Source organism: Salibaculum griseiflavum (genome assembly GCF_003129565.1).
Taxonomy (GTDB): domain Bacteria; phylum Pseudomonadota; class Alphaproteobacteria; order Rhodobacterales; family Rhodobacteraceae; genus Salibaculum; species Salibaculum griseiflavum.
In genome coordinates, this window is the sequence record NZ_QETF01000014.1 from 1 (window position 1) to 22,441 (window position 22,441).

General features: G+C 63.2%; 17 protein-coding genes and 1 tRNA gene. 5 read left to right on the forward strand and 13 right to left on the reverse strand.

Annotation, left to right across the window (positions count from 1 at the left end; all coding sequences use genetic code 11):
• The coding region (locus DFK10_RS16515) for a hypothetical protein (RefSeq protein ID WP_217810144.1) at positions 1-693 on the forward strand (693 nt) is incomplete at its 5' end.
• 773 nt (positions 694-1,466) lie between these two features.
• Here DFK10_RS16515 and DFK10_RS11880 read toward each other — a convergent pair.
• The 6 genes from DFK10_RS11880 to DFK10_RS11910 form a co-directional block, all read right to left on the reverse strand.
• A complete protein-coding gene (locus tag DFK10_RS11880; RefSeq protein ID WP_109389253.1) occupies positions 1,467-3,740 on the reverse strand; it encodes an AAA family ATPase in 2,274 nt (757 codons plus the stop codon).
• Positions 3,737-4,411 carry a hypothetical protein gene (locus DFK10_RS11885; RefSeq protein WP_109389254.1) on the reverse strand — a complete coding sequence of 225 codons (675 nt, stop codon included), beginning with the start codon at positions 4,409-4,411 and terminating at the stop codon, positions 3,737-3,739. Before DFK10_RS11885 ends, DFK10_RS11880 begins: the two co-directional genes overlap by 4 nt.
• A 105-nt stretch (positions 4,412-4,516) precedes the next feature.
• Entirely contained in the window at positions 4,517-4,912 is a 396-nt protein-coding gene (locus DFK10_RS16695; protein ID WP_328589374.1) for a helix-turn-helix transcriptional regulator, read from the reverse strand.
• Positions 4,913-5,062: 150 nt separating this feature from the next.
• Positions 5,063-6,328 (reverse strand): tyrosine-type recombinase/integrase, encoded by a 1,266-nt coding sequence (locus DFK10_RS11895; RefSeq protein WP_109389255.1) that lies wholly within the window; start codon positions 6,326-6,328, stop codon positions 5,063-5,065.
• 617 nt (positions 6,329-6,945) lie between these two features.
• A complete protein-coding gene (glpK, locus tag DFK10_RS11905) occupies positions 6,946-8,412 on the reverse strand; it encodes a glycerol kinase GlpK (RefSeq protein ID WP_109389257.1) in 1,467 nt (488 codons plus the stop codon).
• A gap of 12 nt (positions 8,413-8,424) precedes the next feature.
• On the reverse strand, positions 8,425-9,138 hold the full coding sequence (locus DFK10_RS11910; RefSeq protein WP_109389258.1) for an RlmE family RNA methyltransferase: 714 nt from the start codon (positions 9,136-9,138) through the stop codon (positions 8,425-8,427).
• A gap of 138 nt (positions 9,139-9,276) precedes the next feature.
• On the opposite strand from DFK10_RS11910, the gene DFK10_RS11915 reads away from it, so the two are divergent.
• Positions 9,277-10,269 carry a glucokinase gene (locus tag DFK10_RS11915; protein ID WP_109389259.1) on the forward strand — a complete coding sequence of 331 codons (993 nt, stop codon included), beginning with the start codon at positions 9,277-9,279 and terminating at the stop codon, positions 10,267-10,269.
• Between the two features lie 133 nt (positions 10,270-10,402).
• Here DFK10_RS11915 and DFK10_RS11920 read toward each other — a convergent pair whose 3' ends face one another.
• The 3 genes from DFK10_RS11920 to guaB form a co-directional block, all read right to left on the reverse strand.
• Positions 10,403-12,730 carry an ATP-binding protein gene (locus DFK10_RS11920; protein ID WP_109389260.1) on the reverse strand — a complete coding sequence of 776 codons (2,328 nt, stop codon included), beginning with the start codon at positions 12,728-12,730 and terminating at the stop codon, positions 10,403-10,405.
• A gap of 144 nt (positions 12,731-12,874) precedes the next feature.
• Positions 12,875-14,029 carry an RsmB/NOP family class I SAM-dependent RNA methyltransferase gene (locus tag DFK10_RS11925; RefSeq protein WP_109389261.1) on the reverse strand — a complete coding sequence of 385 codons (1,155 nt, stop codon included), beginning with the start codon at positions 14,027-14,029 and terminating at the stop codon, positions 12,875-12,877.
• Positions 14,029-15,477: an IMP dehydrogenase gene (gene guaB, locus DFK10_RS11930; protein WP_109389320.1), complete on the reverse strand. Its 1,449-nt coding sequence runs from the start codon at positions 15,475-15,477 to the stop codon at positions 14,029-14,031. The genes DFK10_RS11925 and guaB overlap by 1 nt, the downstream gene beginning before the upstream one ends.
• On the opposite strand from guaB, the gene DFK10_RS16280 reads away from it, so the two are divergent.
• The 3 genes from DFK10_RS16280 (at position 15,476) to DFK10_RS11940 (ending at position 17,867) form a co-directional block, all read left to right on the forward strand.
• Complete coding sequence (locus DFK10_RS16280) at positions 15,476-15,703, forward strand: hypothetical protein (protein ID WP_146193263.1); 228 nt, start codon at positions 15,476-15,478, stop codon at positions 15,701-15,703. The two genes, guaB and DFK10_RS16280, sit on opposite strands and share 2 nt — an antisense overlap.
• Complete coding sequence (locus tag DFK10_RS11935) at positions 15,700-17,748, forward strand: ASKHA domain-containing protein (RefSeq protein WP_109389262.1); 2,049 nt, start codon at positions 15,700-15,702, stop codon at positions 17,746-17,748. The genes DFK10_RS16280 and DFK10_RS11935 overlap by 4 nt, the downstream gene beginning before the upstream one ends.
• A gap of 45 nt (positions 17,749-17,793) precedes the next feature.
• A tRNA-Gly gene (locus tag DFK10_RS11940) sits at positions 17,794-17,867 on the forward strand.
• 79 nt (positions 17,868-17,946) lie between these two features.
• On the opposite strand, the gene pgi is transcribed toward DFK10_RS11940, so the two are convergent.
• The 4 genes from pgi to DFK10_RS11960 form a co-directional block, all read right to left on the reverse strand.
• A complete protein-coding gene (gene pgi, locus DFK10_RS11945; RefSeq protein ID WP_109389263.1) occupies positions 17,947-19,545 on the reverse strand; it encodes a glucose-6-phosphate isomerase in 1,599 nt (532 codons plus the stop codon).
• A 4-nt stretch (positions 19,546-19,549) separates the two neighbouring features.
• A complete protein-coding gene (gene pgl / locus DFK10_RS11950) occupies positions 19,550-20,224 on the reverse strand; it encodes a 6-phosphogluconolactonase (RefSeq protein WP_109389264.1) in 675 nt (224 codons plus the stop codon).
• 3 nt (positions 20,225-20,227) lie between these two features.
• A complete protein-coding gene (gene zwf / locus DFK10_RS11955) occupies positions 20,228-21,682 on the reverse strand; it encodes a glucose-6-phosphate dehydrogenase (protein ID WP_109389265.1) in 1,455 nt (484 codons plus the stop codon).
• Between the two features lie 112 nt (positions 21,683-21,794).
• The gene (locus DFK10_RS11960) at positions 21,795-22,379 is read right to left on the reverse strand and encodes an HNH endonuclease (RefSeq protein ID WP_109389266.1); all 585 of its coding nucleotides are present in this window, start codon (positions 22,377-22,379) and stop codon (positions 21,795-21,797) included.
• Between the last annotated feature and the right edge of the window lie 62 nt (positions 22,380-22,441).

Sequence of the window (22,441 nt, forward strand, 5' to 3'; positions counted from 1 at the left end):
GCACTGGAGGATGTGGTAGTCGTCTTCATGGTGTTGCTTCCTTTTTGGTTTGATCACCCCGAGCCTACGGCTCAGGGGAAGCAACGCCACCCTTTTTCAAAGTTTCAACATCCGTCGGGACATCCCCATGCCGTGCACCAATTGGATGAGGAGGTCTTCTTGGATGGCTTTGTCACGTTGGGCGTTGGCAACAATGATCTGGAAATGGCCAATGACGTGCTGGCGCTGGAAAGCGACTACACCACGCGCGCGGCCACTCTGGGGGCGTCTCTCTCCGGCGTTTATGAGCACAAGCAGTACGAGTTCCGCCCCGAGCTGGCCTTCAGCTACGGTAAGACCTGGATTGGCACTATGGACTTCACGGGCCGCGCCTATGGCTTGGTGGACGACACGCTGAGCTTGGATGCAGGAACTGTGTCGATTGCAAACCTGACGCTGCGACCTGAAATGATTTTGGCGCTGGACGCCGGCACGGTGGCCGAGAGCAACTCCCAGTTCAGCTTTGCGCCGCGGCTGATCTGCGAAAGCCGCAAGATCACGCAGACCACCGAGGACTGCGGGGGGGGTGCAGAACTGGGGCTGAGCAGTCAATCCGAGGATGGTCGCAGCCGGACCAAACTCCGCATCATCATGGACCGCGTGGGCGATACCACACGCTCCAGCCTCGCGTTCAACCTCGAACATCGGTTCTAAACACCACTCACAAGCACCAAAAAGGGGGCGGCCTAAGGGTCGGCCCTTTTTACGTCAAGATGGCTTAGGGGAAGCAGCGCCCACCCGGCACCGGCCCGCTTTGGCCAACTCAACTTTGCCTCCCTAAGCCGCACGCCACTTGGCCTGAGCCGGACAGCTCACTGAGCTGCGCGTGCTGAGAGGCGGGTTGTAAGCGCGCCGTGGGCGAGGCCCCAGTAACCTTACCACCGGGCAACGCGCGGTATTTATAAAGCCCGCGTCGCGGGATGCGACATGCCAGTTCAGCCTAGGGCTGTTGCACCACTCGGGCAAACGAAAGTGACGGTGTCCTCGGCCACCATTGGTACGACCAGTTCGTTGAGGGCGAACATAGGCCTTTGGCGCGCGGTTCCTCTTCTGGATTCCACTCGGGCAGCTTGGTTTATGACGCGCCGATTCTTGGGGGCGCTTGCCGTTGCTGGATCGCTTCAGCTGCCCCGAGTTGGGTGGGGCAAGGGTCGCCACGGGGGGCGAGCTGAGCAATTTAATAACTGCTTAATAAATACCAAAATATGGGAATTTGGCCATATATAACGGTTATTAAGTGCTGACACACGTGTTCACCTCCCCTTCATCTCCTGAAATGAGGGGTTCATCTCCTATTCATCTCCCCCTCCACCTCAGCTTCGCCTCCTATTCATCTCCCCTTCATCTACCCTGTTCTTCCACCCCCCATACCCCCCTAGGGGCTGCCCGCCCCCTTTGGGGGCGGGCGGGCAGCCCTTAACTCGTTATTAAGGTGCGTCACCACCTTCAGCTTGATCGCCCCCCGGTGGAGACGATGCGAGCACAAGTTGGCTCACGCGCTTGGACGGCGGCCCACTCTGTTCGTTGCGGATAGCGCCATCGGACATGAGTTGATACATGGCCTGCTTGAATGCAGCCTTTTGCACTCCTTCGCTGTCCGGATGCTCTGCGAACTGTTTGGGGGCATAGTTGGGCCCGGAGGAGGCGTTGACCTTGAAACCGTTCGCGTTGAACTGCCGCAACAGCACCACAAACACCCTCTTGGCTTTGTCCGTGATGTTCTCGCCGCCATTGAGGCCGGACGTGCCTGCGCCCGTGCAGCCCCCCGTAGGAACGAACACGCCCCTTTGGTAGCGCAACCCAAGCGCGCCGCCTTTCGGGCCGTAGTTGGCTTTCATGGTCGTGAGGATGCGCGCGTCGGGGTCCGGCTCATATCCATCACGCATGTCGCGCGACAGATACAGCCGCGACCGGGCCGAGTTGCTCCATGCAACAGACCCGCTGTCACCGCTGCCGGAACTCATGCCGCTCTTACTCGGGTGCGCCAAGAGCACTACCGCGCAGTTATGCTGGATTGCCAAGCCGCGCAAAAGACCGATGAACTGTCTGGCCTGAGACTTGTCGTTCTCGTCGCCTGCATAAAGATCGTTCAGCGTATCGAGCACGATCAGCGCCGGTGCATCGCGCAAAACTTGCGCTTCGATCTCCGCGAACAACCCCGTGGCGGCCAAACGTCCCGCGGGATCAAACGTCCCGAGAATGGCATCCTCGCCCGCCAAGCTGCGCACGGTCAGCCGGTCCAAGTCCTGCAAGGTCAGACCTGAGCCAGTTGCAGTTAAGGCCAGACGTCGATGCAATTCAGGCACATCGTCCTCTGCTGAGATGAACAGCGCGCTACCGCTGTGAACGTCCTGGCCAACCCAGTCCTTTCCGCTGGCCGTTGCCACGGCCAACTGAAGCGCCAAGAGACTTTTACCTGTGCCGCCATCGCCATAGAGCATCGTTACGTTTTCCAATGGCACCAAATCCTCAACCAACCATTTCCGCGGCGGAATGGCCTGGCCGTGCAGTTGGGAAGCTGGGAAAAACGTGCTCGTATGTTTGGCGTTTTGGGCCCCTGTTGTGGCGCTTTCAATTGCCCTCAACGCTTCGAGCGTAGCTGTTCGCTCGGGTTCTGCCTGTTGGTCCATAGCAGCCAAAGTCAACTCACCGAACACATGCTTCGCCTCGTTCCACCCGTGCTCCTTGGCTTTTGCAAAAACCGTGGCAACTGACACACCCCCGGCGCGCTCTGAGCTGAAGCTATTCCAAGTCTTGTCGTTTTCGTCGGTTGGGCCTCCTATCTCGTTGCACCAGTCGTCCCAAATCGCGCGAGCGACATCCTCCCCCAAATCTGAGATCGCGCTATGAACCGCAGCCGAGATTTTGATCCAGTGTTCGCGGTCGTTATATCGAATATAGCGGAGGGCGTCTGTGAGAGCCGCTGCGCGGCGCTCCGGCGGTATTCCGTACCATTTGCCACGTGTAGCCCTCTGCGCCCCTGAGGAGGGGCCTGAAGGCGCTTTTGGCCCCATTGACATGGGTGTGCCGCCAGAACCCAGTTCCCGGCGCTCCAGAAGGCGCTCACGCAGCCCAGAGGCCTCCGTGATCTCCCCCGTGGAGCCAATCCGCTGCCCAGTGCTCGTGAAGAACTTTTTGCCGTCCGCGAAGAGGCCGACACCATTGCGTTCTGCGCCGTTGATAGCCTCATCGCCCGGCTGCCGCTCCATCAGCACCCGAAAGCCATTTTGCGACGGGGACCATTCTAAATAGCTGTCGGGGTTTGCGATCAGCCCGCGCGCCCACTCATGCAGTTCGCCTTGGTCGTTGAGCACCTCATCGATATCGCCGCCCACCATCGCAGAGCCGGGACGCGGCAGGTAGCCAAGACCCCACGCGCCGGTTTTATTGGCCTCAATCCCGCGGCGGGTGTTGAACGCTTTGCAGGCCTTGGCGGCTTCCGCGAAGGTCAGCTTGGCCGCCTCATCCTTGCCAACCTGCTGACCAGTCTCAGCATCCACGGGCAGCTTGTTCATTTTGCCAGGTTTGCCGTTGGCCTTGGCCTCCAACCGGTAGACCAGCCAATTCCGCTCCTGCTTGGCTATTTCCCAAACAGCACCGCTTGGCCCCACCGGGTGTGTCTCGGCCCGATTGGCTTGGATTGCGTTTTTTTGGCAGTCTGTTGAGGTTTCTACCCCCGTGGTATTCAAACAGCTATTCATGGCTGCACTCCTGCGCGCTTGGCGATCTTACGCACGATGAATTCACTGAAGGTCTTGGCGTCTTTTTGGCGATGCGGATTTTGGGCCAATTTGTAGATGTATGTCAGCCAACACACCGCTTCATAGAGTGTAGGACCGGTTTCGTTGTCATCGACGGCGTTACGGGCCGCCTTTTGGGCCGTCGCTGCGAACAGCTCAATCTCCTCGGTTTCGACCCGGACCCCCTTACGCCAATTAGACACGGGAAGCAGTTCAGGGCCGTTGGGGTCACCAGTAGGTTGATCCAAACCGAGGAAGTGTCTGTTCAGCTGCCACGTAAACTCGGATATCCAGCGCTTTTTCTTTGGGAACTGGATGCGATATTCGACAACCCCAAATGCCTCATAGAGCTGCCGCAAAAGGTCTCCTGGCGTGCATTCATTGAACGACGTTGGCACCAACCAAACCTTAGCAAACTTTGTGGCATGCACCCGCGCCGCCTTAACGTAGTGGCTGGGAAAGGCATCCTCCACGGCAGTGATTGCATCGTTTTTGCAGAGGGCTATCCCATGTGAGCTAAGGCAAAGAGATAGACCGAGCGATTCGGTTTCACGCTCAAAGATCGTCTTTGGCAGCTCGTCGGCATCAATGATTTGCTTGGCCGTCGTGTTAGTTTCATGTATATCAATCATAGTGATTGTCCTTCGATCACATAGCGTTGCCTTCGGCCTCTATTGATCGGCAAAGAGGCAGGCATAGGTTTAAGCGGCGGGTCCTATGGGAGCCGCCGCTACCCTTCACGCAGCCCGGCTTTCCTCGATGCGGTCTTCGATCCACTGGTGAACTTCATGCTCCAACCAGACCGACAAACGCCCGAGCTTCACCGGGGCCGGAAATACCCCGTTGCGAATGTCGCGATAGATCGTCGAGCGCGCCAAGCCGCAAAGCGCTATCACTTCAGGCAAGCGTATAAGCCGACTTGTTTCAGGGCGCTGAGCAACCCCAGTGTTGGAATGTTCAATGATATCCGAAGGGAGTGCCCGCGGTGTTGCGGCACCGGGAGAACGCTGTTTCATGCTGATGTCCCATAGATTTTGGGTTATTTTGGAACCCAAACTTTTCCGTACACGTCGAGTAAGCCGGCGCTCGTGCACGATCGTTAGAACAACGGTCAAAGCGTAGCGCTTTGACATGAGCGTTGCCAAGGTGGCTGGCAAGGCCACCTTGATTTATGTCCACATATTGCCATTTGGGGCCACAGGCTGTCAACATGTGGTGCCATTCGAGATGTGACAGCCATGCAAAAATACCTTGGCTATCGCTATGCCGAACATTTCATCAGGTCATCTTCGCATGGTCACCACGTTTTTCGCCCCCGTGGTGACGTCTTGGCCGTCCAAGTGAGACGCCCAGGCTTCCATCATCGGACGGCGACGCTCAACCGCAGAAACGCGCATATAAGCCCGTTCCACGGCCCCCAGCTGGTGCGCCAGCTGCTCTTCAATCAGTTCACGCGCAAACTCCGTACAGGTGGCGGCCCAGCCTTTGAACGTGGCCCGCAATCCATGCACGGTGTACTGGCCATAGTTCATGCGCTTGAGCTGCATGATCGCAGCCATCTCCGACAGCGGCTTACCTTTGCGTGGACCGGGAAACAGCCAGTCCTCCGGCGCCACATCGCGCCCATGCCGCCGTTTGGCTTCCTCCAAAATCACCGCCATGCGTTCCGTGATCGGCACCACATGATCGCGACGCATCTTCATACGCTCGGCCGGGATCGTCCACACCATCCGGTTCAGGTCAAGTTCCGCCCAGGTCCCAAAACGAGCCTCCCCCGTTCGGCAGGCCGAAAGCGCAATCCATTCAAGCATCAGAGCCGCAGTGCTCTCCGCCTGTCGGGTGCGCAGCTCCGCAATGAACGGTGAGATTTCATCATGTGGGATGCTGGCGTGGTGCCCACGGGTCAGTTTGCGCGGCGCAGGCAGGGTCGCATCAAATTGCCGCCATGCAGCTGGGTTATCCGCATGAAAGTAACCATTCTGCGTGGCATGGCTGAACAGCCGCTCCAAACGCTCTCGGCTGCGTGTGGCTGTGACGCTTTTCGTGGTCCAGATCGGGCGCAACACGGCCAACACATCATCACGCGTCACCTTGGCCAAGGGCAGCGCGCGCAAACTTGCAGCATGTTTGCGAAACGTCGCTTCCCACTGCTGGATATGCGCTGCGTTGCTGAAGTTGGGCAGAACCGTTGGCAGGAAAATCTCGTCCGCATAGCGGCCAAACGTCATCTCTTCGGCTTGAGCCGCTTGCGCCTCCGCTTTGGCGGCCTCTGCAGCCTGCTGGGCCTCCTCGATAGGGTCGAGCCCCGCTGCTACCATGTCACGCGCTGCTGCGGCTTTCTTACGCGCCTGTGCCAAGGTTGTGGCCGGAAAGGACCCAAGACCCATTTCCCGTTGGTTCATCTTTGGCCCAGGTCTGTAGCGCAGCACCCACCGCGTGTTGCCCCTGGCCCCGCATCGCAGCGTCAGCCCGCCGCCGTCACTGAGCGTGGTGCCGGGCTTAACGCTTTCGACCTGCTTCACCGTCAGAAGGTGCAGTCCCTTTACCATGACCTCACCCCCCGCATTGCCTCAAAATTCATGTTCGCCCCTCCGTCTGACCAAATCCCAGCCCCTCAATAGCCCCTCAAAAACCGTGGCTGTCAGAAGTCAGTAGCAGACAGGCATGGACAAGGCAAATAGCTAAGTAACTGTTTTAATGTATATTTTGTGTATATGATGTTTTGAGATGGACAGTCCTGGACGTGGGTTTACCGGCCTGTCTCTCCGCCACTAGCAGAAGGCAGCACAGCGATTGCGCGCTGTCCTAATTGCTGACCAAACCAGCCAGAATCAGGAAAATGAGCCACCCTAATATAGTCGAACCAGTCGCGCCGACTGCGGTTTGGCCTTCTATCTCGAAAAAGGTTCGAAGTGGTTCTTGAGACAAGATCCAGTCTCCCGGGTAAGTCCAGATCCATGAGATCGCGCCCCAAACATCTGAAATCGTCAGACCCGCTTCACAGTCAAAGAACTCTATGCCATCAGACGGCCACATAAGCCGCCAACCTGGCATATAATCTTCCATCCTTTCAGCGCACTGGGCCCAATTCATGGCTAAACTCCAAAAAGCGAACGCTAAACCTATTTAACTGCTCCCAGTCATTTGAGAGTCGGTTGGCTCGGCATTACCTGGATCTAGTGCGCCCGATCGCGTCCTGCCATCCAGCGTAGCGGCGGTCGCGGGTGTCGGCGTCCATTTGCGGCTCGAAACGGCGTTCCAGTGCCCAATTCGCGGCAAAACCGTCCCGGTCGGGATAGAGCCCCACCGACATGCCCGCCAGCCAGGCGGCACCAAGCGCCGTGGTTTCCAGCACCTTTGGCCGATCCACCGGCGCGCCGAGAATGTCCGACAGGAACTGCATCGCCCAGTCGCTGGCGCTCATCCCGCCATCGACCCGCAGCACGCCATCGGCGGCGCCGTCCCAGTCGGCCTTCATGGCCTCCAGCAAGTCTCGGGTCTGGAAGCCCACGCTTTCCAGGGCCGCGCGGGCGAATTCCGCCGGACCGGCATTGCGCGTCAGCCCGAAGATCGCCCCGCGCGCCTGCGAATCCCAGTGCGGCGCGCCCAGACCGGTGAAGGCGGGGACGAGGTAAAGTTCCACATTGGGGTCGGCCTTCTCGGCCAGCGGGTGCGTGTCTGCCGCCTTGGCAATGATCCCCAGCCCGTCGCGCAGCCATTGCACCACGGCCCCTGCGATGAAGATCGAGCCTTCCAGCGCGTAGGTCGGTTTGCCGTCGAACTGGTAGGCGATGGTGCCCAGCAGGCGGTTGCGGCTGGTTACGAGGTCGTCGCCGGTATTGAGCAGCGCGAAACAGCCCGTGCCATAGGTGGATTTCAGCATGCCCGGCTCGAAACAGGCCTGGCCGATCGTGGCCGCCTGCTGGTCGCCGGCCACCCCGCGAATGGGGATCTCGCCCCCCTCGATCCGGGCGGTGCCGAAATCGGCGGCGCAATCCTTGACCTCGGGCAGCATCGACATCGGGATGCCGAGGCGCGTGCAGATCGTTTCGTCCCAGGCGCCCTCGCGGATGTTGTAGAGCATGGTGCGGGCGGCATTGGTGGCATCGGTCGCGTGGACCTTGCCACCGGTCAGGCGCCAGATCAGGAAACTGTCGATGGTGCCGAAAAGCAGCTCGCCCGCCGCGGCCCGCGCCCGCGCGCCCTCCACGTTCTCCAGCAACCACCTCAGCTTGGTGCCCGAGAAATAGGGGTCGGCCAGAAGCCCCGTACGCGTGGTGATCTCCGCTTCGAACCCTTCTGCGCGCAGGTCGTCGCAGAATTCGGCCGTGCGCCGGTCCTGCCAGACGATCGCGTTATGAATGGGCGCGCCGGTGGTCTTGTCCCAGACAAGGGTGGTCTCGCGCTGGTTGGTGATGCCGATGGCGGCAACGTCGTCGGACTTGCCCAACACCTCCTTGCAGGTGGCAAGGACACTGTCCCAGATCTCCTCGGCATCATGTTCGACCCAGCCGCTCGCCGGATAGTGCTGAGTGAACTCCTGCTGCGCCACATGCGCCGGGGTCATGGTTTCGTCGAACAGGATCGCGCGGCTCGACGTGGTGCCCTGGTCGATGGCAAGGATATGGGTCATGTCTGTCCTCCCTCAGCCCCGGAAGCCCGTGGCCACTACGAATTTTTCCGAACTGTCCGACCGCGACGCGGGCGGCTTCACGTTCACGACCTTGGTGAATTTCTGCTTGAGCAGTTTCTGCAGCTCGCCTTCTGCGCCCCCGGCCAGCACCTTGGCGACGAAAGTGCCGCCCTCTTCGAGAACGTCGAAGGCGAAATAGGCGGCGGCCTCGCAAAGGGCGATGATGCGCAGATGGTCGGTTTGCTTGTGGCCCGAGGACGCCGCGGCCATGTCCGACATGACCACGTCGGCCTTGCCACCCAGCCAGGCCTTGACCTGGTCGTCGGCGCCCTCGTCCATGAAATCGAGCTGGTGGATCTCGGCCCCGGCAATCGGCTCGACCTCCTGCAGGTCGATCCCCAGCAGGGTGCCCTGGGGCTTGCCCTTTTTCTCGCCCAGGGCATTGACCCGCGGCACGGCAACCTGCAGCCAGCCGCCGGGCGCACAGCCCAGGTCGACCACCCGCGTGCCGGGCCGCAGGAAGCCGAACTTGTCGTCCAGCTCCATGATCTTGAAGGCCGCGCGGCCGCGATAGCCCTCGGCCTGGGCGCGCTTGACGTAAGGGTCGTTCAACTGCCGCTGCAACCAGCGGGTGGACGAGTGCTTGCGCCCACGCGCGGTCTTGACCTTGACGGTCAGGTCACGCTGACCGCGACCGCTGGTGTTCTTGCCGGGTTTCTTTGCCATGGGATGCAGAGGTAGCGGCCATTCGGGGTGTAGTAAAGCCGCCAAAGCTGCGGCCGGGCCCGGTTTCGCCCTTGCAACGGGGCCGTCCCCCGGCCTATCACGCTAGCGCTAACGGAACCTGCCCGGATCGAGGCCCAGATGACCCATCCCGCCAATACCCTGTCGCTCGTTGCCGATATCGGTGGCACGAATACACGCGTGGCGCTGGCCGAGGGGCGGCGCATCCTGCCCGAGACCGTGCGGCGCTATGCCAATGCCGACCATCCGGGGCTTGAGACCGTTTTGCGCCGCTTCATCGACGACGAAGGCGGCGTGGACACCCGCGCGGCCTGTGTCGCTGTGGCCGGGCCGGTGCATGACGGGCGTGCCTCGATGACCAATCTCGACTGGTCTATCGACACGCCCACGATCGCCCGCGCGACCCGGGCCGAGACGGTCTCGGTGCTCAACGACCTGCAAGCGCAGGGTCATGCCTTGGGGCATATCGATGATGAGGCCGTGCGCACCGTTCTGCCGCGCAGTGCCGAAGCTGCACCGGGCGCGCGTGCGGCACGTCTTGTCGTCGGCGTCGGAACCGGGTTCAACGCGGCGCCGGTCTACGAAACCGCGACCGGACGGCTGGTGCCGCCTTCGGAATGCGGCCATGCCAACCTGCCGATCCGCACCGAACAGGAATTGCGGCTTTGCCAGTATGTCTCTACCGCACACGGGTTCCCGGCGGTCGAGGACGTGCTGTCCGGGCGCGGGCTGGAGCGGGTTTATGCCTTTCTCGGCGAAGAGGCCGGTGATCCGGCAGAGAAGCAGGCCCGCGACATTCTGGCCGCCTGCGAGGCGGACCATGATCCCCGCGCCACCGAGGCGGCCCGGCTCTTCGCCCGGATGCTGGGGACGGTCTGCGGGAACCTGTCCTTGATCCAGCTGCCCTTCGGGGGGGTCTTCCTGATCGGTGGTGTGGCGCGGGCCTTCGCGCCGCTGCTGGACCAGCTCGGGTTTGACGAAGCGTTCCGCGACAAGGGGCGTTTTGCAGGCTTCATGGGAAATTTCGCGGTGCATGTGATCGAGGACGACTATGCCGCGCTGACTGGATGTGCCGCCCATCTCGTGGGGCTGGAAGGCCGGCCGACAGCCTGATCGGACGGCGCCAAGGCACGCGCGTTCCGCACCCTTTTGTCCGCTCACCCGGCGGCCGTATCGCGCAGGCCCGTTGGAAGAGAGGCCCGGTCTGCCCCGGCATCGCCGATGGTCAAAACGAAGGCCACCAACCTTAATGCGGCTGCGCACCCCGCATCTGCGCATCGACGGTGCGCGTGAGTTCCGTCAAAGAGAACGGTTTGGGCAAAAAGACCGAGTTGGGAATCCGCTTCTGATTCTCGCCGAAGGTTTCCTCGGCATAGCCCGAGACGAACACGACGCGCGATCCGGGCCGGGATTGAAGGGCCTCGCGCACCCAGGTCGGGCCGTCCTTGCCGGGCATGATCACATCCGTGACGAACAAGTCGACGGACAGGGCCGTGTCCTCCAGCATTTCCAGCGCGGTCTCCGCACTGTCGGCTTCCAGAACCGTGTAGCCCCGCATCTTGAGGGCACGGGCCGCGAAGGCGCGCACGGGGGCCTCGTCCTCCACCAGAAGGACCACCCCCTCGGCCTGTTCCAGCGGCAGTACAGGCTCGGCCAGCGTCGCGGGTTCCGCGATCTCGAACGGGCCGTCATGGGCGGGGATGTAAATTGTGAATCGCGCGCCCTGCCCCACCTCGCTGTCGGCGAAGATGAAGCCGCCGGTCTGCTTGATGATGCCATAGGCCGTGGACAGGCCCAGCCCGGTGCCTTCGCCGGTCTTTTTCGTTGTCACGAAGGGCTCGAACATCTTGGCGCGGATCTCGGGCGGGATGCCGCTGCCCGTGTCCTCGACCGAGAGGCAGACATATCGGCCCGGCGGAACGCTGGCCCGATCCCGCTCCAGCGGTTCTGACAGGGTCACGTTTTCCGTCAGGATGCGGATATCGCCCCCCTCTGGCATGGCATCGCGCGCGTTGACGACCAGGTTCATCAACACCTGTTCCAGCTGGCGCCGATCGGCCTTGATCGGATCAAGGCCCGGATCGTGGTCCAGCGTCAGGGTGATCTTTTCCCCGACCAGCCGGTTCAGCAGATGCGTAGAGTCCGAGAGCGTGTTGCGCAGGTCCAGCACCTCGGGCTGCAGGTTCTGTTTGCGCGAATAAGCCAGAAGCTGCCCGACCAGCGCCGCGGCGCGGTTGGCGTTCTGGTTGATCTGAACGAGGTCGGCATAATCCGTATCGCCCTGGTCATGACGCAGCAGCAGAAGGTCGCAATGACCCGATATGGCCGTCAGCAGGTTGTTGAAATCATGTGCCACCCCTCCGGCCAATTGTCCGATCGCCTGCATCTTCTGGCTTTGAACGAATTGCTGTTCCAGAGATTTGAACTCGGTCACGTCATTTAGGACCGCCAGCAGGTATTCGTTTTCCGCATCACCGGCCGGGTTCAGGGAAACCTGAATGAACTGTTCCTCGTCACGCCCCTTGGCCTGCAGGAATTCCGGCTTCAGCGTGCCCTTGCCCGAGGCGGCTTCTTCCAGCCAGTCGACGATGGGCCGCCCAAGCCCCTCGAACAGTTCAGTGACCAGGGTCTTGTCCCCGATCGGCCGGTCCAGCAGGACCCGCGCCTCGCGGTTGGAGCCGAGGATTTCCCCGGTCGGCGCGATCTTGAGCAATGGCACAGGCAATTCGTCGATCGCATCCCAGGTCTGCGGGGCGTCACCCATGTCGACCGGGGCCTCGCCGCTGCCCTCGCCTGGCAGCAGATAGACCTCGCGGCGACCGCCATGGCTGGGAATTTCCGCCACGAGGCTTTCGATTTCGCCCTGGGCGGCCATGACCTTGTGCACCTGGCCCGACACCAGCGGCAGGTCCCGGAATACGCCGTCCAGCTTCTTGGCGCGCCCCCCGAGAAGACGGCGGAACGCCTCGTTCATGTAGAGCACCGTGCCCGATGGCCCCGCGGTCAACATCGGCAAGCTCAGCGCATCGGCCGCCCGCAAGGCTCCGCCCCGATCCGTGAGGTCTTCGAGCCGCCACAGATAGCGATCCTCCTCCAGGTGATTGACGCAGAGCCGCAGGTGACCCCGCCGGGTCACGACATCTTCACGCGCGGATCCGAGCGCATGGGCCTTGCTTTGCAGTCGGTAAATGACTGTGCCCGGATTGGCGAAAAGTTCGGAAAAGGCGAAGCCCAGCGTATCGGCCCCACGTGACTTGAACTTGGCCTCCGCCGCCTCGTTGCGGGTCAGGATGCGCCCCTCCTGGTCGCTGACGAGGCTGACGGTTGCATCATTCGCAACGATCCGGTCCACCGTTTCGCCGGCCATCCGCAGCCGCGCGGTCCTCCAGGCCAGCCGCGCGCCGACGAAAGCCGAGGCGGCAACGAGCACAAAACCGAAGACCTGAAGCGACAGGCGCAGGGAGGAGTCGGCCTGGAACAGCGCCAGGATCAACGCGCCGATACCGGGCCCTGCCAGCACCCAGACCGGCAGCGGCCGGGGCTTGTCCATCTTCGCCGTCCCCACGGGGCGCATTTCCGGGGCAAGTTCTGTCTGGGTCACGCACCACACCTCTCGATTCGGGTGCCTTGAGAGTCAGGGCAGAACTCTTAAGGCGACCTTAAGAGCTGCGCTTACCCTAGCAGTGGTTGCCTCAAATACAATCTTAACGTGTTTACCTCAGACAATCATACCGGCCAAGTAGAACCCGTCCTGTCGCACGGCGGGGTCCAAGCGCGTGGGTGGGTCCGGCATCGCCGCACTCCGCGAGGCAAGGAAAGCATCGGTGCGCGCCTCGTTCTCGCACCGGAAGACCGAGCAGGTCGCGTAGGCCAATGCCCCGCCCGCGGCCACGTGCTCTGCGCCCTGCTCCAGCAAGCGGGACTGGATCGCGGTCAGCTCGGCAAGGCGGGCGGGCGTCAGCGCCCATTTCGCCTGCGGCGCACGGCGCCAGGTGCCAGACCCCGAACAGGGCGCGTCGATCAGCACCAGGTCGAACCGGCCCGGGATTTCACCCGGCGCCACTGTGTCGATCCGCACCCCGGCTCGCGCCGCGCGGGGCGCGATGTCGGCCATGCGGGCCGGGTCGATATCATGGGCGACAACCTGCACATCGGCCTGCGCGGCCATTGCCAGCGCCTTGCCCCCACCCCCGGCGCAGAGATCCAGCACCCGCATCCCGTCCCGCAGGTCGAGCCGCGAAACGGCGATCTGCGACGCCGGATCCTGAAGCTCCACCAGTCCCTCGGTATAGGCGCGCGACGAAGCGACCCGGCGCGGATTGGTCACAACCTCAAGCGCCGAGGGCACACCCGTGACCGGGGCGGTTTCGATTTCGTCCTCAAGCAGGACCGCCTGCGCCTGCGCCAGGTCGCCCATGCGCGCATTCACCCGCAGGAACACCCCGGCCCGGTGGCGCAAGCACGCCATGGCCGCGTCCGGATCGGCAGGGCCATCGTCCCAATGGGGCAACTGCCAGTCGGGCATGTCCAGCCGCACGCCACGCGGCGCCGCGTCCAGCGGTTGCCCGGCCTCGTCGGGTGTCAGAGGCGCCGGGGCGAAGCGGCTGCCATCGAAGAGCGTCGCGGGGTCGATCCCGCGATCACGGCAGGCCCCAACCATTAAGCCCCGCCCGGTCTCGGCGCCCCCCAGCCAGGCATAGGACCGCCGACAGCGCAGCGCGTCGAAAACATGATCGCGGATCGCGGCGCGATCCTTGGAGCCTGCATAGCGATTGGCCCGCGCCCAACCTGTCAGGGCAGGTTCCGCAGCCTGCCCCGCCAGTATGCTGTCGAGAATCTCTATTGCCGCCGCAACCCGCGCCGCCGGAACCATCAGGCCATCCGGTAATTCGGGCTTTCGCGGGTGATCTGCACGTCGTGCACGTGGCTTTCCTTGAGGCCCGCCCCGGTGATCTTCACGAAATTGGCGTTCTGGCGCATCTCGTCCACGGTGGCATTGCCGGTATAGCCCATGGCAGCCCGCAAGCCGCCAACCAGCTGATGGATCACCGCATTGGCGGAGCCTTTGTAGGGCACCTGGCCCTCGATCCCTTCGGGCACCAGCTTGTCGCTGGCCGCATCCTTCTGGAAATACCGGTCGGCCGAGCCGCGCGCCATGGCGCCAAGACTGCCCATGCCACGGTAACTCTTGAAGCTACGCCCTTGATACAGAATGACTTCTCCGGGGCTTTCATCCGTGCCGGCGATCATGCTGCCCACCATGGCACAGGACGCGCCCGCCGCGATCGCCTTGGCGAAATCGCCCGAGAACTTGATGCCGCCATCGGCGATGACCGGCGTATCGCCGGCGGCCTTGGCGCAATCCATGATCGCGGTCAGTTGCGGCATGCCGACCCCGGCCACCATCCGCGTCGTGCAGATCGACCCCGGCCCGATCCCCACCTTGACCGCATCGGCACCCGCGTCGATCAGGGCGCGCGTGGCCTCGGGGGTGGCGACGTTGCCGGCGATGATCTGAACTTCGTTGGACAGCGACTTGGCCCGCGTCACCGCGTCCAGAACGCCCTGCGAATGCCCGTGCGCCGTATCGACCACGATAATGTCGCAGCCCGCCTCGACCAGCGCCTGCGAGCGTTCATAGCCCGCATCCCCCACCGAGGTGGCGGCGGCCACCCGCAACCGGCCCAGATGGTCCTTGCAGGCGGTCGGGTTCAGCACCGCCTGTTCGGTGTCCTTCAACGTCAGCAACCCGGTCAGCTTGCCGGTGCCGTCATGCACCAGCAGCTTCTCGATCCGCCGCGCCCGCATCAGCGACTTGGCCTCTTCCCGGTCAGCCGGTTCGGCCAGCATCGCAAGGTCGTTCGAGGTCATGACCGCGCTGACGGGCATGTCGTCCGAGGTGGCGAAGCGCATATCGCGATTGGTCAGGATACCGACGATCCGGCCATTCCCGTCGACAACGGGAAAGCCGGTGAAATTGTAGCGTTCGACCAGAGCGCGCGCATCGGCGATGGTCTGGTCCACGGTCAACGTGACCGGGTTGTAGACGATCCCGGATTCAAACCGCTTCACCCGCCGCACTTCGCGTGCCTGTTCCTCGACATTCAGGTTCTTGTGGATCACCCCGATGCCGCCCGCCTGGGCCATGGTGATCGCCATCCGCGATTCCGTCACCGTGTCCATGGCGGAACTCAGCAGGGGGATATTCATCTCGATCTGCTTGGTGACTTTGGTTCGCGTATCGGCGGTGCTGGGCAGCACGGCAGACGCGGCGGGAACAAGCAGAACATCATCGAAGGTCAGGGCCTCACGAATCTCCATGGCGCACTCCATCGGCAGGGATCGTTTGGCGCTTCCCTATTACATGTATCGCGGCGCGGTGAAAGCACCAAATCGGCTGTGTCGCGCCACATTGATCACAATTGCTGCCGCCATCACCGGCCTCATGACGGTCTTGAGCAAAAAGAGGGCGCGGACCGGCTTTCACCGGCGTGGCAAAGGTCTATCTTGGCGCGACACGCGCGAACATGAAAAGGCCCGGGCATGAGCACCAGCGATCCCCTCGTCGTCTTCACCCCCTCCGGCAAGCGGGGGCGCTTCCCCGTCGGCACCCCGATCCTGACCGCCGCCCGGCAATTGGGCGTGGATCTCGATTCCGTCTGCGGCGGACGCGGCATCTGTTCGAAATGCCAGGTCACGCCGTCTTACGGCGAGTTTTCGAAGCATGGCGTCACGGTTCATGAAGACGCCCTGTCCGAATGGAACGCGGTCGAGGAACGCTATGACCAGAAACGCGGCCTGGCCAAGGGCCGCCGCCTGGGCTGCCAGGCGACCGTGCAGCGCGACGTGGTCATCGACGTGCCCGAGACCAGCCAGGTCCACCGGCAGGTCGTGCGCAAGGATGCCAGCGACCGGGTCATGGTCATGGATCCGGCGACCAAGCTCTATTACGTCGAGGTGGCCGAGCCGGACATGCACGAACCCTCGGGCGATCTCGAACGGCTGGCCGAGGCCCTGAAGGCCCAATGGGATATCGCGCCGGTAACGGCGCCACTTTCGATCATGACCCGCCTGCAACCGGTGCTGCGCAAGGGCAAATGGGCGGTCACCGTGGCGCTCCACAAGGGTCATACGGATGACAGCTACCAGATCCTCGACATCTATCCCGGCTTTAACGAGGAACGCCTGTTCGGGCTGGCGATAGACCTCGGCTCGACCACCATCGCCGCGCATCTGACCGACCTGCGCAATGGCACCGTGGCAGCCTCGGCCGGTGTCATGAATCCGCAGATCCGCTTTGGCGAGGACCTGATGAGCCGGGTCAGCTATTCGATGATGAATCCCGGCGGTGACAAGGAAATGACCCGCGCGGTGCGCGAGGCCATCAACGGCCTGGCCCAATCCCTCGCCGAAGAGGCCGGGATCGACGCCGGCCAGATCATGGAGGCGGTCTTCGTCTGCAACCCGGTCATGCACCACCTGCTATTGGGCATCGACCCGGTCGAACTGGGCCAGGCGCCTTTTGCGCTGGCCACGTCGCGCTCGGTCTCGGCCCCCGCGCGAGGGCTGGACCTGTCGGCCCTCAACAGCAATGCCCGCATCTTTGTCCTGCCCTGCATCGCGGGCCATGTGGGCGCCGATGCCGCCGCCGTGGCGCTGACCGAACAGCCGGGCCAGCAGGACGAGCTGACACTGGTGGTTGATGTCGGCACCAATGCCGAGATCCTTCTGGGCGACAAGGCCCGCGTTCTGGCCTGTTCCTCGCCCACCGGCCCGGCTTTCGAAGGGGCGCAGATCAGCTCTGGCCAGCGCGCCGCCCCCGGCGCCATCGAGCGGATCGAGATCGACCCCACCACCAAGGAACCGCGCTTTCGCGTGATCGGCGTGGACCTGTGGTCCGACGATCCGGATTTCGAGGCCGCCGCCGCGGCCACCGGAATCACCGGAATCTGCGGTTCTGGCATCATCGAGGCGGTGGCGGAAATGCGCATGGCCGGGATCGTCGACGCCTCGGGCCTGGTCGGCTCCGCGGCGCAGACCGGCACCGACCGCTGCATCACCGAAGGCCGCACCCATGCTTACGTGATCCATGACGGTCGCGCCGAGGGCGGCCCGCTCATCACCGTGACCCAGGGCGATATCCGCGCCATCCAGCTGGCCAAGTCGGCGCTCTATGCAGGCGCGCGGCTTTTGATGGATGAACGCGGCACGGATACAGTGGGCCGCGTGGTGCTGGCTGGCGCTTTCGGTGCCCATATCAGCCCCAAACACGCCATGGTCTTGGGCATGATCCCCGATGCGCCGCTCGACAAGGTGACCAGCGCCGGCAACGCGGCAGGCACCGGTGCGCGCATCGCGCTGTGTTCCGTCGCGGCGCGGGCCGAGATCGAGAAAACCGTGCGCGAGATCACCAAGGTCGAAACCGCGATCGAACCCAAGTTCCAGGAGCATTTCGTCAACGCCAACGCCCTGCCCCACGCCACCGACCCGTTCCCGATCCTCCGCGGGATCGTGCCACTGCCGGATGTCAGCTACAACACCAAGGGCACCGAGGCAGAGGGCGGCGGGCGGCGCCGCCGGCGGCGCGGCTAACCCCTTGACGCCATCGGGTCACGGACGTATCCCAGCCTCCTGAGCGCGGGTATGGTGAAAAGGTATCACGCGAGCTTCCCAAGCTTAAGTTACGGGTTCGATTCCCGTTACCCGCTCCAGCCTTCCCCCAAAGCATTGCTTCGGTGGGCCCCGAAGCGCCAATTTGAGAATCCAGCGCGCCGAAGGCGCCCAATTTGATTACAGCCCGTTGCCGCGCAGGAATCCGACCAGACCGGCGGTGGAGCCATCCTTGCCAGAGGCATCGCCGCCCTCGACGATCGGTTGCAGCGCGGTGGCCAGTTCCTTGCCCAGTTCCACGCCCCATTGGTCGTAGGAATTGATCCCCAGCACGACGCCTTCGACGAAAACCCGGTGCTCGTAAAGGGCGATGATCTGGCCCAGCACCTCGGGCGTCAGCTGCGGGTAGGCCAGCGTCGTCGACGGGCGGTTGCCCGGGAACACGCGATGCTTCGCCTGCCGCTCCAGCTCTGCCCCGTCGAATTTCTCCGCCACCTTGTCGCGCGCCTCGTCGAGCGTGCGGCCGCGCATCAGCGCCTCCGACTGGGCCAGACAATTGGCCACCAGAAGCTGGTGCTGATGGTGCAACTCGTCCTCGTGGCCACGCGCGGCGACAAGGAACTCGCACGGGATCACCCGCGTGCCCTGGTGGATCAGCTGGAAAAAGGCGTGCTGGCCATTGGTGCCCGGCTCGCCCCAGACGACCGGGCCGCTGTCAAAGGCCAGGTCGGCCCCGTCCATGCTGACCCCCTTGCCGTTGCTCTCCATCTCCAGCTGCTGAAGATAGGCGGGCAGACGCGCCAGACGGTTGTCATAAGGCAGCACCGCACGGGTTGCGTGGCCCAGCACCTGATTGTGCCACAGCCCCACAAGCGCCAGCATCGCCGGCATGTTCTCGGCCCAGCCCGCGTGCTGGAAATGCCGGTCCATCGCCTGCCCGCCGCGCAGGAAAGCACGGAACGCTTCGGGCCCGATGGCGATCATCAGCGACAGGCCGATCGGCCCCCACATGGAATAGCGCCCGCCGACCCAATCCTCGAAGCCGAACACGCGGGACGCGTCGATGCCGAAAGCGGCGGTCTTGTCCTTGGCCGTGCTGAGTGCCGCGAACTGCGCGGCCGGATCGGCGACGGATTCCCCCATCCAGGCCTTGGCGGTACGCGCATTGGTCATGGTCTCGATCGTGGTGAAGGTCTTGGAGGCGACGATCACCAGCGTCGTCGCCGGGTCGCAGGCGCGCAGGGCATCGGCGATATCCGCGGGGTCGACATTCGACACGAAATGACAGCGCGGGCCGTCGTGATAGGGCGCCAGCGCCTTCACCGCCATGGCCGGGCCGAGGTCTGACCCACCGATGCCGATATTGATCACGTCGGTGATCTTCCCGCCCTGCCCCGCAAAGCGGCCATCGCGCACAGCGCTTGCGAAGTCTTCCATCCGCGCGAGCGTCTCCAGCACACCGGGCATCACATCGTGCCCGTCGACCAGAACCGGCCCGCCATCGAGATTGCGCAAGGCCGTGTGCAGCACCGCGCGGCCCTCGGTTTCATTGATCGCCTGACCGTTGAACATCGCGTCGCGCTTCACCGCGACCTCGGCCCGGTCCAGCAGATCGAGCAACAGGCCGCGCCCGGCCTCGTCGATATTCGTTTTCGAATAGTCAAACAGCATATCGCCCAACCGAACCGAGAAATCCTCGGCGCGGTCGGAGCTATCGAACAGCGTTTCGATGCGGCGGTCGGCGATGCCGGCCGCGTGGCGTTTCAGATCGTCGAACATGGTATCAGCTTTCCGCCCAGTGCACCGTGGCCCCCGGAAGGATCGCCGCAATGGGCGCCTCTTCGGGGGACAGGTTACGGGCCCTTTCCAGAGCTTCGCGTTTTTCGTGGCCGATGATGACCACGTGGCAATTCATGGCATCGCGCAGCACACGGGCCGACAAGGTTATGCGCGGCTCGGGCGCGCCGGGGGCCCGCATTGCGTAAAGCACCCCGTCACCGTTGAGCGCCGCCTCCAGTTGATCAGCCCCGGGAAAGATCGAGGCGGTGTGCATGTCCGTCCCCATCCCCAGCAGGCAAACCGACAATGGCAGGCAAGCCTCGACGCCCTGTGCCAGCTGGTCCAGCTTGTCCTCGGGGGCGTCAGCGGGCGCATGGAGCGGCACGTAATTGGCCGCCGCCGCGTGCTCGACCAGCAGCCGTTCTCGCAGCAGCTTCGTATTCGACCGATCCGACGTTTCGGGCACCCAGCGTTCATCGGTCAGCATCACGTCGACCCGCGACCAGTCGATATGGCCCGCCCCGCACAGGCTGTCGAAGATCGGCCCGGGCGTCGTGCCGCCAGGCACGGCCAGCGCGGCGCGATCGTTGTGAAACAGGACGTTCTCCAATTCCCCCGCGATCCGGTCGGCGAGGTGCATCATCATCATCTCACTGTCGGGGTATTCCTTGAGGTCCATCTGTCACTCCTTGATTTCGCGCCATTTCCGGCCATCGCGATGCAACAGCATCAGCGCGTCTTCGGGGCCGGAAGACCCCTGATCATAGAGTTTGGGCACGTCGTTACGCGCCTTCCAGCCCTCGATGATCGGGTCGGTCCAGGCCCAGGCGGCCTCGACCTCGTCACCGCGCATGAACAGGGTCTGGTTGCCCCGGATCACGTCCATGATGAGCCGTTCATAGGCATCCGGCACACCCTCGGCATCCGGCCCCAGCGCCTCGGCGAAGGTCATGTCGAGCGGGACATCGACCAGGCGCATACCCCCCGGCCCCGGCTCCTTGATCGTCACCTGCAGCTTGATGCCCTCGTTGGGCTGCAACTGAATCGACAGGATATTGCGGTGCCGCGCCTCATCCCCCGGAAAGATCGAGTGGCCGAGATCCTTGAAGACCACGGCGATCTCGGAGGACCGCGCTTTCAGCTTCTTGCCCGTGCGCATGTAGAACGGCACGCCCGCCCACCGCCAGTTGTTGATATGCGCCTTGAGCGCCACGAAGCTTTCGGTATGGCTGCGCGGGTCCTCGGCATCGGTGCGGTAGTCGGCGCTGGTCCTGGTCTTGTCATACTGGCCCCGCACGATGTGATGGTAATCGACGGGCTGCAGTGCCCGGATCACCTTGAGTTTCTCATCCCGCACCGCGTCGGCATCGAACATGCTGGGCGGCTCCATCGCGATCAGGCACAAAAGCTGCATCAGGTGGTTCTGCACCATGTCCCGCATGGCGCCGGACTTGTCGTAATAGGCCCCGCGCCCTTCGACGCCCACGGTTTCGGCCACGGTGATCTGGATATGATCGACGTAATGGTTGTTCCAGAGCGGCTCGAACAGCACGTTTCCGAACCGCACCGCCATCAGGTTCTGGACGGTTTCCTTGCCCAGGTAATGGTCGATCCGGTAGATCTGATCCTCGTTGAAATGCTGCGCCAGCGTGGCGTTCAGCGCCCGGGCCGACTCCAGATCGCGGCCAAAGGGCTTTTCGACAACGATCCGGGCATTGGTATCGGCAATCTCGAACCGCAGCAGGCGCTCGGCCAGATCGCCGAACAGCCCCGGCCCGACCGAGAAGTAGAAGGCGTTGATGACATCTTTGCGCAGCAGGTCGTGCAGCTCTTTCCAGCCGCCATCGCCGCGGGCGTCCACGGTGACGTAATGCAACCGGGTCAAAAAGCGGTCGATCGCCTTGCCGTCGGCGGCCTCGGGCCCACCGAATTCCGCAATCGCCTCGCGGATCATCTGGCGATAGCCCTCGGTATCCATGTCAGACCGGGCGGCACCGATAATGCGGGCGTCGTCGGGCACCTGCCCTGACAGGCACCGGCGGTAGAGGCCCGGCAGGATCTTGCGCCGCGCAAGATCGCCCGTGCCCCCGAAAATCACGAGGTCGAAATCATCAACCGGGATGACGCGCGAAACCATGTCTGCTCCTTTGCTGCCGCTTTGAGCGGAGTTAGCGCTAACGCGCCCCTCCTACCCCCAGTGCAGCTCGGAGTCTAGCGCGATGGCGCCGGCTCTGGCCAGCGTTGGGCGATCAGGCTTCCAGTTCACTGTCCCAATAGAGGAAATCGAGCCAGGTTTCGTGCAGGTAGCCCGGCGGAAAGCGGCGGCCCATGTTGCGCAATTCCTCGGACCCGGGCTGGCGCGGCGGCTTGCGCAGGGTCAACCCCGAGCGGCGCAGGGACTTGCTGCCCTTCTTGAGGTTGCAGCGCGAACAGGCCGCAACCACGTTTTCCCAGCTGGTCACACCCCCGGCGGCGCGGGGCACCACGTGGTCGAAGGTCAGATCACCCTTGGCGCCACAATACTGGCAGCAGAATTCATCCCTCAGAAACAAATTAAAGCGCGTGAAGGCCACGCGCTTTTGAGGTTTCACATAATCTTTCAGAACGACGACCGAAGGTATCCTGATTTGCATCGACGGGCTGCGGGCAACCTCGTCATATTCGGCGATGATATCCACCCGGTCGAGAAAGGCCGCCTTGACCGCATCCTGCCAGGGCCAAAGGGACAGCGGGTAATAGGACAAGGGCCGATAATCCGCATTCAGAACCAACGCCGGATGCTGCTTCAGCGCCGTAGGTTGCCTGACAAATTCCGTCCTGAAATCGCCATCCATGAGTGACTCCGTCCTCGCCCTGTCTGCCCGTCCTGTCCGGCACCAGAGCGGGAGCCCCGCTC